Annotated in this window: 14 protein-coding genes; 5 read left to right on the top strand and 9 right to left on the bottom strand. The window is 63.7% G+C overall.

Annotated features, from left to right (window positions below):
* Nucleotides 1–7 precede the first annotated feature (7 nt).
* From puuE to AC629_RS16505, 6 genes are all read right to left on the bottom strand, one after another.
* Entirely contained in the window at nucleotides 8–943 is a 936-nt protein-coding gene (gene puuE / locus AC629_RS16530; protein WP_084805947.1) for an allantoinase PuuE, read from the bottom strand.
* Nucleotides 944–1,357, bottom strand: a complete 414-nt coding sequence (locus AC629_RS16525; RefSeq protein ID WP_084805945.1) for a DUF3830 family protein — start codon at nucleotides 1,355–1,357, stop codon at nucleotides 944–946. It abuts the gene before it with no gap.
* 90 nt (nucleotides 1,358–1,447) lie between these two features.
* Nucleotides 1,448–1,726: a hypothetical protein gene (locus AC629_RS16520; protein WP_084805943.1), complete on the bottom strand. Its 279-nt coding sequence runs from the start codon at nucleotides 1,724–1,726 to the stop codon at nucleotides 1,448–1,450.
* Between the two features lie 185 nt (nucleotides 1,727–1,911).
* Nucleotides 1,912–3,699: a chloride channel protein gene (locus tag AC629_RS16515; protein ID WP_084805940.1), complete on the bottom strand. Its 1,788-nt coding sequence runs from the start codon at nucleotides 3,697–3,699 to the stop codon at nucleotides 1,912–1,914.
* Nucleotides 3,700–3,711: 12 nt separating this feature from the next.
* Nucleotides 3,712–4,365, bottom strand: a complete 654-nt coding sequence (locus AC629_RS16510) for a class II aldolase/adducin family protein (protein WP_210419056.1) — start codon at nucleotides 4,363–4,365, stop codon at nucleotides 3,712–3,714.
* A gap of 158 nt (nucleotides 4,366–4,523) precedes the next feature.
* The gene (locus tag AC629_RS16505) at nucleotides 4,524–5,147 is read right to left on the bottom strand and encodes a MarC family protein (RefSeq protein ID WP_084805939.1); all 624 of its coding nucleotides are present in this window, start codon (nucleotides 5,145–5,147) and stop codon (nucleotides 4,524–4,526) included.
* 72 nt (nucleotides 5,148–5,219) lie between these two features.
* On the opposite strand from AC629_RS16505, the gene AC629_RS46860 reads away from it, so the two are divergent.
* From AC629_RS46860 to AC629_RS46855, 4 genes are all read left to right on the top strand, one after another.
* On the top strand, nucleotides 5,220–5,360 hold the full coding sequence (locus AC629_RS46860) for a hypothetical protein (protein WP_168195504.1): 141 nt from the start codon (nucleotides 5,220–5,222) through the stop codon (nucleotides 5,358–5,360).
* A gap of 188 nt (nucleotides 5,361–5,548) precedes the next feature.
* Nucleotides 5,549–5,932 carry an Hsp20/alpha crystallin family protein gene (locus tag AC629_RS16495; RefSeq protein ID WP_014493661.1) on the top strand — a complete coding sequence of 128 codons (384 nt, stop codon included), beginning with the start codon at nucleotides 5,549–5,551 and terminating at the stop codon, nucleotides 5,930–5,932.
* Between the two features lie 8 nt (nucleotides 5,933–5,940).
* Entirely contained in the window at nucleotides 5,941–8,322 is a 2,382-nt protein-coding gene (gene lon / locus AC629_RS16490) for an endopeptidase La (RefSeq protein WP_084805935.1), read from the top strand.
* 5 nt (nucleotides 8,323–8,327) lie between these two features.
* Nucleotides 8,328–8,483 (top strand): hypothetical protein, encoded by a 156-nt coding sequence (locus tag AC629_RS46855; protein ID WP_168195505.1) that lies wholly within the window; start codon nucleotides 8,328–8,330, stop codon nucleotides 8,481–8,483.
* A gap of 70 nt (nucleotides 8,484–8,553) precedes the next feature.
* On the opposite strand, the gene AC629_RS16485 is transcribed toward AC629_RS46855, so the two are convergent.
* From AC629_RS16485 to AC629_RS16475, 3 genes are all read right to left on the bottom strand, one after another.
* Nucleotides 8,554–8,856 (bottom strand): HU family DNA-binding protein, encoded by a 303-nt coding sequence (locus tag AC629_RS16485; RefSeq protein WP_084805933.1) that lies wholly within the window; start codon nucleotides 8,854–8,856, stop codon nucleotides 8,554–8,556.
* A 371-nt stretch (nucleotides 8,857–9,227) separates the two neighbouring features.
* A complete protein-coding gene (locus AC629_RS16480) occupies nucleotides 9,228–10,694 on the bottom strand; it encodes a GH1 family beta-glucosidase (protein ID WP_084805931.1) in 1,467 nt (488 codons plus the stop codon).
* 187 nt (nucleotides 10,695–10,881) lie between these two features.
* Nucleotides 10,882–11,178 (bottom strand): DUF1127 domain-containing protein, encoded by a 297-nt coding sequence (locus AC629_RS16475; protein ID WP_084805929.1) that lies wholly within the window; start codon nucleotides 11,176–11,178, stop codon nucleotides 10,882–10,884.
* A 217-nt stretch (nucleotides 11,179–11,395) separates the two neighbouring features.
* Between AC629_RS16475 and AC629_RS16470 the strand changes: the two genes are divergently transcribed.
* Nucleotides 11,396–12,949, top strand: a complete 1,554-nt coding sequence (locus AC629_RS16470; RefSeq protein WP_245331888.1) for a winged helix-turn-helix domain-containing tetratricopeptide repeat protein — start codon at nucleotides 11,396–11,398, stop codon at nucleotides 12,947–12,949.
* Nucleotides 12,950–13,201 lie beyond the last annotated feature (252 nt).

The following is a 13,201-nucleotide window of genomic DNA, read 5'->3' as shown; positions in this document are numbered from 1 at the left end:
TGCTCTCTCACTCGATCTCGAATGCGTCGGCGGCAAGATGCGCGTGCTTGTCGTGCCAATGCTGCGCGATCTGCAATCGCGTTGGCACCCAGACGCGCTCGTGCTTGCCGATATAGTCGAGGAAGCGGATCAGCCCGGCGGCGCGGCCGGGCCGACCGGCGAGGCGGCAGTGCAGGCCGACCGACATCATCTTCGGCGCGCTCTCGCCCTCGGCGTAGAGCACGTCGAACGCGTCCTTCAGATAGGTGAAGAACTGCTCGCCCTCGGCAAACCCCTGCGGGTTGATGAAGCGCATGTCGTTGGCATCAAGCGTATAGGGAATGACGAGCTGCTTGCCGCTCACGCCCTTGATCCAATAGGGCAGATCGTCGGCATAGGAGTCGCAGAGATAGAGGAAGCCACCCTCCTCCATCAGGAGACGGTTGGTGTTGATCGAGGAGCGCCCCGTGTACCAGCCGAGCGGCCGCGACCCGGTCGCCTCGGTGTGGACGCGGATCGACTCGGCGATTTCGGCGCGCTCCTGCGCCTCGGTCATGTCCTTGTGCTCGATCCATTTCAGGCTGTGGCTCGCGATGTCCCAGCCCGCCTCCTTCATCGCTGCGACGATTTCCGGATTGCGCTTCAGCGCGGTGGCGACGCCGAACACGGTCGTCGGCCAGTTGCGCGCGGTGAAAATCCGCCACAGCCGCCAGAAGCCCGCGCGCGAGCCATATTCGAACATCGATTCGATATTGGCATGGCGCTGACCCGGCCAGGGCTGCGCGCCCAGCACGTCGGACAAAAAGGCTTCCGAGGCGAGGTCGCCATGCAAAATGTTGTTCTCGCCGCCCTCCTCGAAATTGACGACGAACTGCACCGCGATCCGCGCATTGCCAGGCCATTGCGGATGCAGCGGGTTGCGGCCGTAGCCGCGGAGATCGCGCGGGTAGCGGGCGTCGGTCACTCAGACTTCCTCGAAGCGGATCGGCAGCGCGCCCTTCCACAACACGCTCTTGCCGAGGGGCGCGAGATTCTCCAGCCCCGAGGTCAGCGTGATGAAGTGATTGCCAGCGAGCTGGCCCATCTTGCTCGCAAAGTGCACGCCGCCATAGGCGAGCAGAATTTCGGTCTCGCTGATGCCGCCTGGATAGAGAATGATCTGACCGGGCGCGGGATAGCTGGTGTGGTTCTCGTAGCCGACGCCGAAATCGAGGTCGCCGAGCGGCATCCAGACGCCTTCGCCGCTCCAGCGCACATGGATGATGTGGCTTTCGAACGGCATCGCCTTGCGAAATGCGGCGACGGTCTTGGGTGCCAGTTTCTCCTCGAAGCGGGCATCGAAGGTGTAGTCGCCGGCGCGGATAACGAGTTTGCTCATCTCATCTCTCTGGATCGGAGGCGATGGGCCTCACGGGGAACTTTCAAGCAAAGAGCACTCCAGACCGGATCGCGCAAGTGGCGCGCCCCGTCACCTGCGGTCGTAGGACCAGCCGAAAATGCCGCTCCGCCGCACCTCCGGCTCGGGCTCGGCGGCCGGCGCGGGTGCCTCCTTCAGCTCAGCCTGCGGCGGTGGCGGAGGCGACGTCGGCAGATTCTCGCATTTCATCGAGTAGACCAGCTTGCCGCCTGCGGTGTGCCCGAACGGGGCACAAGGGTCCGGATGCGCCGCCGAGGTCTTCGGAGTCAGCTTGACTTGCGCCGCCGCCGGCGAGGCGATCAGGCGAAGGACCAGCGGATATCTCGACATCGTTGTCGCCTAGGAACTCAATACGCCCCATTCAACCGGATTGCATGAGCCAAGTCCATCGGCGCTGCGGACGCCATTGCTGAATATTTGGCCGGGACCAAAGAATTGGCTCGCCCCGTCCTGATCTCGCGATGCTCGGCACGATCATTCCCGACGCGGCGGGAGGTCGATCAGCCCGAATAACCCTAAGACAACGCGCCGAGCACGCCGCGCGTGGCCTTGTCGATCTCCTCGACGTAGCGGCGGCGAGCAAAGGTCTCGGTGAGGAAGCCGACCACTTTGCGGCTGTCGGTGGAATCGACCACCGCCAGCATCTCGGCCTCCGCCTCGTCGAACACCGCCATCGCCGACTTCACGTTCATTTCCGGGATCAGCACGATGTCGATCAGGCGCGCGAGCTCGATCACCTGGATGTCGTCGGCGATGGTATCGAGATCGCCCGAGAACAGATCGGGCAGCATGACGAGGCCGACATACTCGTCGGCATTGTTGACGATGACGATTCCGGGCCGCGATCCCAGCGCGAACTCGCGACGCGCGGCAGCAATCGTCGTGGTCGAGGGCACCTTGCCGACGTCAGAGCGCATCAGCCGCTCGACGGTCAGGTTTCGCAGCCAACCGACGTCGTTGGCGCTCCGTATGGTCTCTCCGCGCAGATGCAGGCGCCAGGTCGAGAAAGAGTGTCCGAACATGAAGCGGACGCAGATCGAGGTGACGATGCAGCCGGCCAGCACCACCGCGGTGACGTCGACGTTGCGCGTCATCTCGAGCACGAGGAACGACATGGTCAAGGGACCGCCGACGACGGCAACGCCGAGCGTCGCCATGCCGGTCAGCATCGCGACCAGCGGATCGATCGCGAAGTTCGGGCTGATCAGCAGGAGAACCCCAGCGAAGAATTTTCCGATCAGGCTGCCGACGAACAGCGAGGCGAAGAACAGACCGCCGCGGAAGCCCGAGGCGAGCGAGATCAGACAGGCCGTCAGCTTCAGGCCAATGATCAGCGCGACGAAGCCGATCGTCATGTCGTGAAAGAGATCGAGGACCATGGCGCCGTGGCCGGCCGCGAGCACCTGCGGCGTGACAATGGCGAAACCGCCGACGATGAGGCCGCCGACCACGGGGCGGAACCAGACCGGCAGCCAGGCGAACAGGCGCTCGAACGTCGATGACGAGCGCATCACGGCGATACCGACGCCGCTGGTGACAAGCGCGAGCCCGATCAACGCCAGATATTGCTCGACGCCGACCGAGCTGACCTTCGGTATTTCGATCGAGTACGGCGCGCCACCGAGCCATTGCGCGGTCAGGGCACCCGCTAGCGAGGCCGCCAGGATCGGCGCCGCGCTGCCGACCGAGTAGACGCCGACGATTAGCTCGCAGGCGTAGAAGGCGCCAGTGATCGGCGCGCCGAACGCCGCCGCGATCGCCGCGGCAGCGCCGCAGCCGACCATCAGACGCAAATCGTTGCGGCGAAGATTGAAGAACTTGCCGAGCAGCGAGGCGATACCGGAGCCGATCTGGGTATAGCCGGCCTCGAGGCCGACGGAGGCGCCACAGCCGTTCGAGATCAGCGTCTGGCTCGACACCACGACGCTGTCGCGCATCGACAGATTGCCGCCGCGCAGCGCGTTGGCCTCGATCGGGTCGACCGCGTTCGATATCTTCATCCGCCGCCGCGACCATTCCATGATGCCGAGCGCCAGCCCGCCGAGTGCAGGAGCGCTCAGCGCCGCCCAGGGATTCACGCGCGCATTGGCGGAAAGGCGGACGTCGACGGGAATGCCGTAGATCACCACATGGGCAATCTGCGCGATCTCGGCCATCAGCGTTACGACCGCGCCGGCCAGCGTGCCGATCACGAGCGCGAGCGGGATCAAGTAGAACTCGTTGCTGCGCAGGAGCGCCCGCAGCCGAACCATGGTGCGGTTCGTCCCCTTGCGATCGACGAAATATCTGATCCGCGCGAACACCGCTTGCCCGTCCTAGCCTTCCGACATGCCGTAGCCGGCCATGCGCTGGCGAACCCGTTCGATCTCGCCGCTCGAGAGCAGCGGCGGTGTCCCGATCTGGAGACAGCCGTGATACTGCCGCGCCAGCGTCTCGACCTCGACGGCGAGCCACATCGCCTTGTCCAGCGTCTTGCCGACCGCGATCATGCCGTGGTGGTCGAGCAAGCAGGCGAGCCGGCCTTCCAACGCCCGCACCGCATGCTCGGAGAGTTCAGCTGTGCCGAAGGTGGCATAGGGCGCACAGCGGATGCTGTCGCCGCCCGCGGCCGCGATCATGTAGTGCACGGGCGGGATCTCCATGCCCATGATCGCCAGGATGGTGCAATAGGTCGGATGGGCGTGCACCACGGCGTTGACGTCTGGCCGCGACATCAGGATGTCGCGATGGAAGCGCCACTCGCTCGACGGCTTCTGGCTGGGTGCATGCGAGCCGTCCATCGCCATGAAGACGATCAGCTCCGGCGTCATGGCATCGTAGGGCACGCTGGTCGGCGTGATCAGGAGCCCATTTCCAAAACGCACGCTGATGTTGCCCGAGGTGCCCTGGTTGATGCCGAGCGCATTCATGCGGCGGCAGGCGTCGATGATGGCCTGTCTCTTGTCGAGCTCGTCCGCTGTCATCGACATCCCGATTTCCTGGCGATGGACGTTTGTCAGACCGGAAGTACGTCAAAGCAATATGGCAGTGCAAGCGAAAGCGACCGGGTCGTGCGCCGTTGCGCCGCCAGGCCCGCCGCCCCACAAAATAGGACCTAAAATCAACACATTAGCAGATTGCCGCGCCCCTACGGCAGGCTCGCCCGGACGGCAGCTATGCCATTGATCACGAACTGCACCGAATAGGCGAGCAGCATGCCGAGCACGCGCGAGAGCACGGCATTGCCGGTGCGCCCGAGGGTCCGCGCGATCAGGCTCGCGGAGACAAAGCACAGCATGCAGAGCAGGCACACGGAGACAACGACCGCGATGATGAGAGCGAGCCTCGCCCCGTAGCCGGCATCGCCCGCCAGAAGCAGCGTGGTTGCGATCGCGCCAGGGCCGGCCATCATGGGGATGGCCAGGGGGAACACCGCGACATCAGACGCATGCTCCGACGTCGCCTTGTCGGCCTCGCGGGCCTCACGATGCGGGCGGTCGCCAAACATCATCTGGTAGGACACGCCGAACAACAGCAGCCCGCCGGCGATCTGGAAGGCCGGGATGCCGATCCCGAGCTGGCGCAACAGCCAGTTTCCGACCAGCGCGATCACGACCAGGATGGAAGCCGCGATCAGCGGCGCACGCAGCGCGACCGTCCGCTTGACCTTGTCGGGCATGCCCCCGGTCGCAGCGAGGAAGGCCGGCGCAAGGCCGACGGGATTGACCACCAGCAGCAGCGTCACGAAGGCGGACAGGGCGAAGTCGAGCATGGGTTATGCGTCTCGGCAGGCGTGGTCTGGCGGCAAGCCACAGCGGCTCGCGAGGCCCTTCGCGAGGAACATTTGCTTACGCAGCCTCTTGATCGCCCGAGGGCGGCGAGGCTGCTTCCGGAGACGCCCGACGCGACCGACGATGCGCTCACCGAGCTCGCCACTTCTGTCATCACTCTCGAAGCGGAAGACGAGTATCGCACCGCCGTCTGATATGGACGCCGCGCCTCACTATTGCCTCCGGCGCCGCAGAGCATCGCCGCGGCGTCGATGCGTCTGACTGCAAGGCCACCTCTGGTTCGGGGGGCCAGACATGCTCCAGACGCGCGATGCTGGAATTCCGTGGAACCGTCCCCATATGCTGGTTTTCCAATCGCAGCGCCTTCCCCCAGAGTTTGCCCATGCAACCCAAAAATCCCCTCGACTGGATGCTGTCCGAAGCCCTGGACTCGCTGACCCGCGCCGAACGGCTGAGGCAGCAGTTCGGCCGTCAGGAAGCCTGCTGGGAGCCGCCGATCGACGTGCTCGAAACCGAGCATGAGCTCCTGATCCTGGTAGCGCTTCCCGGGGTCAATCCCGACAATGTCGAGACGGTGATCCTTGACGGCGTGCTCGTCATCTCCGGCCAGCGCACCCTTCCGCCGGAGCTTCGCAACGCCCGTATCCACCGGCTCGAGCTGCCGCAGGGCCGCTTCGAGCGCCGCATCGCGCTTCCCGTTGGCCGCTACGCCATCAGCCGCTTCGTGATGGACGGCTGCGTCGCACTGCGCCTCGCCAAATCCTGAGGTCGATCATGGCCACCGAACAGATGAATAACGCCCAGACCAATTCCGACGTGAAGATCCCCGACGACGCGCTGATCATCATCCCCGTGCGCGAGATGGTGCTGTTTCCCGGCGCTATCGCGCCGATCGCGATCGGCCGCCCGAAGTCCATCGCCGCGGCACAACAGGCGCTGCGCGAGCAGCGGCCCGTCGGCATCGTCCTGCAGCGCAGCCCCGAGATCGAGGAGCCCGGGCCGGACGATCTCTACAGGGTCGCAACCATCGCCAACATCGTGCGCTACATCACCGCGCCCGACGGCACTCATCACATCGTCTGCCAGGGCGTGCAGCGCGCGCGCCTCCTCGACTTCCTGCCGGGTACGCCGTTCCCGGCCGCTCGCATGCAGCAGATCCCGGAGCCAACCACGACCTCGCCCGAGATCGAGGCGCACACGCTGAATCTGCAGCGCCAGGCCATCGAGGCGGTCGAGCTGCTGCCGCAGGCGCCGCCGGAACTGGCCGCGATGTTCCAGAACACCACCGCGCCCGGTGCGCTGGCGGATCTGGCGACCTCGTTCATGGACATCAAGCCGCAAGACAAGCAGGAGGTGCTGGAGACCATCGACCTCGCCCTGCGCGTCGAGAAGGTGTCGAAGCACCTGGCCGAGCGGCTGGAGGTGCTGCGCATCTCCAACGAGATCGGCCAGAAGACCCGCGCCAGCTTCGACGAGCGGCAGCGCGAGGCGATCCTGCGCGAGCAGATGGCGACCATCCAGCGTCAGCTGGGCGAAGGCGACGGCAAGGCCGCCGAGGTCGCCGAGCTGACGGCAGCCATCGCCAAGGCCAACATGCCGCCGGAGGCGGAGGCGCACGCCAAGAAGGAGCTGCGCCGCTACGAGCGCATGCCGGAGGCCGCCGGCGAGGCCGGCATGGTCCGCACCTATCTGGACTGGCTGATCGAGCTGCCCTGGGCGTTGCCGGCGGAGAAGCCGATCGACATCAAGGAGGCGCGGCGCATCCTGGATGCCGATCATTTCGGACTGGAGAAGATCAAGAGCCGGATCATCGGATATCTGGCGGTGCGCAAGCTCGCGCCGCAGGGCAAGGCCCCGATCCTGTGCTTCGTCGGCCCGCCCGGCGTCGGCAAGACCTCGCTCGGTCAGTCCATCGCGCGCGCGATGGATCGCCCCTTCGTGCGCGTCAGCCTCGGCGGCGTGCATGACGAGGCCGAGATCCGCGGCCATCGTCGCACCTATATCGGCGCGCTGCCGGGCAACATCATCCAGGGCATCAAGAAGGCGGGAGCACGGAACTGCGTCATGATGCTGGACGAGATCGACAAGATGGGGCGCGGCAATCAGGGCGACCCTTCCGCTGCGATGCTGGAGGTGCTCGACCCCGAGCAGAACGGGACGTTCCGGGACAATTACCTGGCCGTGCCCTTTGACCTGTCGCGCGTGGTGTTCATCGCAACCGCCAACATGCTGGACCAGATTCCGGGTCCGCTGCTCGACCGCATGGAGCTGATCAGTCTCGCCGGCTACACCGAGGAGGAGAAGCTGGAGATCGCATGGCGCTACCTGGTGCGGCGGCAGCTGGAGGCCAACGGCTTGACGGCCGAGCAGGCCGAGATCGAGCCGGAGGCGCTGAAGCTGATCGTCAAGGGCTACACCCGCGAAGCCGGCGTGCGCAATCTGGAGCGCGAGATCGGCAAGGTGTTCCGCTACGCGGCGGTGCAGGTCGCCGAGGGTACGGCTGCGAAGGTCATGGTGACGCCGAAGGACATCGCCACGGTGCTCGGCCAGCCGCGCTTCGAAGGCGAGATCGCGCAGCGCACCAGCATTCCGGGCGTGGCCACCGGCCTTGCCTGGACGCCGGTCGGCGGTGACATCCTGTTCATCGAGGCCTCGCGCGTGCCCGGCAGGGGCGGGATGATCCTGACCGGCCAGCTCGGCGACGTCATGCGCGAGAGCGTGCAGGCTGCGATGACGCTGGTGAAGAGCAGAGCCTCGCAGCTCGGCATCGATCCGTCGTTGTTCGAGAAGAGCGACATCCACGTTCACGTTCCGGCGGGCGCAACCCCGAAGGACGGACCGAGCGCGGGCGTTGCGATGTTCACGGCGCTGACGTCACTGCTCACCAATCGCACGGTGCGCAGCGACACCGCGATGACCGGCGAGATCTCGCTGCGCGGCCTGGTGCTGCCCGTCGGCGGCATCAAGGAGAAAGTAGTGGCGGCAGCCGCTGCCGGATTGAAGCGGGTGATGCTGCCGGCGCGCAACAAGCGGGACTACGACGACATCCCGCAGAGCGCGCGGGACAAGCTCGAATTCATCTGGCTGGAGCGCGTCGACGAGGCGATCGCCGCTGCGCTCGAGCCGGCTGATGCCAAGGTCGAAGCGGCGGAGTGAATGCGATGAAGAAACTGCTGGAAGGAGCAAAGAGATCGCGGAAGTCGCAGCGACTGCGTCAGTTACTGGACCGCGCGATCGACCGGGTTCGTGATGCACTGGCGGCACCGGAGCCGCGACTTCAGCCGGTCCCGGTTCGGGTGAAGCGCCGCAAGGGCTGAACCCCTCCGCTTCAGCCCTCGCGGTCGTCAAATATAAAAGGCCCCCTCCTTCGAGGGGGCCTTTGCGTTCTTAGGCCACGGCGTCCTTGGCGGCCTTGACCGGGCGGGCGCGGACGATCTTCCGGGCCGGCTTGGCCTTGAACATCATCTCTTCACCCGTGAACGGGTTGGTGCCCTTGCGCGCCTTGGTCGCGGGCTTCTTGATGACCACGAACTTGGCGAAGCCCGGCACCAGGAACAAGCCGTTCTTCTTGAGCTCCTTGTGACCGACGTCGGTCAGCGTCTCCATGACGCTCTTGACGTCGCGCTTGGAAAGCTCGGTGGCGGTCGCAATCTTTTCGATCAGCTGCGATTTCGACATTTGGGTTGGCATCGTGTCTCCTCTGATTCGTTGCCGGTTGCATATTAGACCAACCGGCGAAGGCCTATAGCCTTCTGCACAGTTTTGTCGCGGTTTTACGGGCTTTTTTGGCCCCCTGTGGCAAAAAACCCTGCATTTTAGCGGCTTCCTGAGCGGACGGCGCCTCGGGCAGCGGTTTTTGCCTTGTTTCAAAGGCCCGCAAGCCATCTTGCTAAAGCTGATTCGCTGCTTTCGACAAGCGACGACCGGCCTCTTTGACGGAGACCGGTCGCGATTCACCCTGAAAAACAAGGCTAGACGCGCTCTATGCGCGAACATCGATGCCCGGGACAGCCCGGGCATGACGACTTGGAGTGCGATGGCTTTACGCGTGAGGGAAGCGATCACGCCCCCGCCGCGTTCGTCGCAATCACGTTGCGATAGAAGCTCGCGCTGAGTTTGGGCGTGCGCACCTGCGTGTCGAAATTGACGTGATAGAGACCAAAGCGCTTGTTGAGCCCGAACACCCATTCGAAATTGTCCATCAGGCTCCAGAGGAAGTAGCCGCGCACCGGCACGCCTTCGGCCGTGGCACGCTGGAGCTGGGCGAGATAGTTGCGCAGATACATGATGCGGTCGGTATCGTAGATCTTGCCGTCGGGCGTGACCACATCGTCGCCAGAGGCGCCGTTCTCGCTGATATAGATCGCATCCGTCTTCCAGATCTTCGCAGCCAGCTTCGGCACCCAGTACATCGACTCAGGACCAACCCGCAGCCAGTCCGAGTTCATATGCGGGAAGGATTTCGGGATCGGCAGCGGCATGAAGCCCGCGCCCTGGTCGGAGGCCACCACGTAGTTCTGCGGCGCGTAGATGTTGAGGCCGAGGAAATCCACCGGCGAGGAGATGATCTTCAACTCCGCATCGGTGAATTTCGGCGCGTTGGGCCCGGCGAATTTCAGGAACGCGTCGGTATACTGGCCCGTCATGATGACGTTGAGATAGCCGGCATTCATCTCGCGCAGCGCGATCTCGGCCGCGCGGACGTTTTCCGGCGTGTCGATCGCGGGCGCGCAGACGTCGATGTTCTCGGCCGGCCCCACCCTCGTGCCGCGGCGGCCATGGGCGCGCACCGCCTGCACCGCAAGCCCGTGCGCGAGCGCGCTGTTGTGCCTGATCTGGTTGACCTCGGCCTGCGGCAGCGTCGCGCCCGGCGCGTCGATGCCGAGGCCGTAGCCGAAATGGACGAAGCGGCCGCTCTCGTTCAGCGTGAACACGTTCCTGACGCGATCGGTCAGATGCTCCGCGACATAGGCTGCATAGTCGCCGAAGATCTTGCAGGTCTCCGCCGAGCGCCAGCCGCCGAAACGATCCTGGAGCGATTGCGGCAGGTCCCAATGATAGAGCGTCAGCCACGGCTCGATGCCGTTCTTCAGCAGTTCGTCGACAAGGCGATTGTAGAAGTCGATCCCCCCAGGGTTCGGCTTGCCGTCGCCGTCCGGAAACACCCGCGGCCAGGCCACCGAAAAGCGATAGGCCCTGCAGCCGAGTTCCCTGATGAGCGCGATATCCTCCTTGTAGCGGTGATAATGCTCGTTGGCGCGGTCGCCGGTGCTGCCATCCTCGATCTTGCCGGGGATACGGACGAACTTGTCCCAGATCGATGCCCCTCGCCCGTCCTCGTTGACCGCGCCCTCGACCTGATAGGACGAGGTCGCGGTGCCCCAGACAAAGCCCGCCGGAAAGTCGTTCGCGCTACGCGCCGCCGCCGCTGCCGCCTTGGCTTCAGCGATCTCCAGAGGATTTGCGATTCCGGCCGCGGACAATCCCGCGATTTTCGCGAACTGGCGACGCGAGACCTTGTCCGACATTGATACTGCCCCTGAGATGATTGTTGCCGCGGCACAATGGCGGGTTGGAAGCCGTTTGGGAAGCGATGACGTTGGAACTTGCGGCGCCGAAAGCAACGCCCCTAGACTTCCCCCTGGTACGGCGTTTACGGGCAGAAGCGGACATCAAACAACCGAAAGTCCGCTCCGAAACCGTCGAAAATGACCCTTACCGGAAGTCGATGGGCCCAATCTGGCCGTCTGCCGTTGGCAGGTATTGGAGCCATTCGCCGGGTCGGATGCCTCGCGGTTCAAGACCTCGGTGCGAGGCGACGTAGTCGATCTCCCCGCGCGTGGTGCCGATGTCCATCAGCTCCGCGTCGCTTAAGTTGGACAAGGTGGCGCGCAATACTTGGCGTTCGCGGCGCTCCCGAAAGGCGTCCCAATATTTCCAGATAAAGCTGGAGACATGCCGGGTCGATACGGATGTCCGTTTCAGCCACGTTGTGCCGTGCATCGAGCTCATTGCGAAGTCTCCATGGGATGGCGCTTCCTCCTCGGCTTTGGCCCGATGCCACCATTGTGTCAGGAGCCGTCATAGCCGGCACGAAAGTGGGGCGAGAGCGGAGGGTATGCTTTACCGGCGGCTTACATTTTCCTCACCTGCAGCCTATTCTTGCGGTTTCCAACCAGGCCAAAGCGCTACCCGGCTACGGGGGCTCTCATCCAAGGGGATTCGCATCTTGCGCTATCTCTTCGAGGACTACGCATTCGACACTGACCGGCGCGAGTTGCATCGCGGGGCGGCCGTGGTCTCTGTCACGCCACAGGTATTCGACCTGCTCGATTACTTGATCCGCAACAGGGAGCGCGTCGTCAGTAAAGACGACCTCATCAATGCCGTTTGGAATGGGCGCAGCGTTTCGGATGCAGCATTGACGACCCGGCTGAATCCCGCACGAAGCGCAATCGGCGATTCCGGTGAGGAACAGCGCTTCATCAAAACACTACCGCGCAAGAGCTTCCGCTTCGTCGGGCAGGTGCGGGAGGCGCGAGGAGTTGCGAGCTCAAATCCGGGCGATGCGCCCGAGAGCGCTCCTGCAGTTCCCGACAAGCCCTCCATCGCCGTGCTGCCGTTCGCGAACATGTCTGGCGATCCGGAGCAGGAGTACTTCGCGGACGGGATGGTTGAGGAGATCACTACCGCACTTTCGCGGTTCGGATGGTTGTTCGTGATCGCTCGAAATTCGAGTTTTACCTTCAAGGGCAAAGCCGTCGACATCAAGGAAGTCGGGCGCAGGCTTGGCGTGCGCTATGTCCTCGAGGGGGCGGTGCGCAAGGCGTCGGGGAAAGTTCGCATCACGGGCCAGTTGATTGAAGCGGCTACGGGCGCACATATTTGGGCGGACAAGTTCGAGCGTGACGTGACGGATATTTTCGCGTTGCAGGACGAAGTCACGCTTGCCGTTGTCTTGGCTATTCAGCCGAAGTTGTTTCAAGCAGAAATAGCACTGACGAGGCGGCGGCGGCCGGAAGACCTCACCGCGTATGACCTTTATCTCCGGGCTATACAGCAAGCCGTCCTAGCGACCCGCGAAGGTTTGGCCGAGGCACTCCGATTGGTCCAGCGCGCCTTGGAGCTTGATCCTGGATTTGCTGCTGCTGCTGCTCTGGCAGGTGCTTGTCACTCGGAAAATGTGGTCAGGAGCTATGCCATCAACCCCCAATTCGAACGCAAGGAAGCCGTTCGGCTTATGCGCGTGGCGTTGAACCTCAACGATGGTGATCCAGACACGTTAGCAACTGCTGCGTTGATCTCGGCACTTATGGTCGGCGATTGTGAGACTGAGATCGAGATGTCCGACCGGGCGGTTGCGCTCAACCCAAATTCATATCGTGCATGGAACTGCAGAGGTTGGGTCTATAAGATTGCGGGGCAGCCAGAAGAAGCTATCCGGAGCTTTGAACGTGCCGTGCGAATGAGCCCGTTAGACCCGCAACGATACACTGTCTTAACCGGGATGGGATTTGCCCTTATTGAGCTTCGTCGCTTTGATGAGGCCATCAGTGCAGGAAAGAAAGCCCAGCGTCACAACCCTTGCTATCCAGGACCATATCGCTGCCTCGCATCCGCTTTCGCCCATCTCGGGCGCGACGCTGAGGCCCGTGAGGCGGCGGCTCGTATGCTTGAGATCGACCCCGCCTTCACGATAGCGACGTGGATCGCTCGGAGCCAGCTATTAAAGAATGCGAAGCTGATGATTGAGGGTTTTCGGAAAGCGGGATTGCCCGAATGAGCCGTGCTCGTCCGCATCGACAGGCTGATCTATAGGGCGCGATTTGCCGCGCGGCGCATGAGTTTGCTGTTGGCCCTTCGCGTCATTTCGTTGCCGCGCAGTAAGCTAGTCGGTTCGGGGAAAAGCAGACATCGAACGCCAGCCGAACCCGCAGAGTCGGTCGAGAATGACCCTGGCTGTGTAAAAACGCGAATGATCGAGACACGGCTAGAATTACATTCTTCAGTTCGTCGTCTAAGTTGAAGCCACGTG

This window comes from Bradyrhizobium sp. NAS80.1 (assembly GCF_001908205.1).
Classification (GTDB): Bacteria; Pseudomonadota; Alphaproteobacteria; order Rhizobiales; family Xanthobacteraceae; genus Bradyrhizobium.
This window is presented reverse-complemented; position numbering and strand designations above follow the sequence as displayed.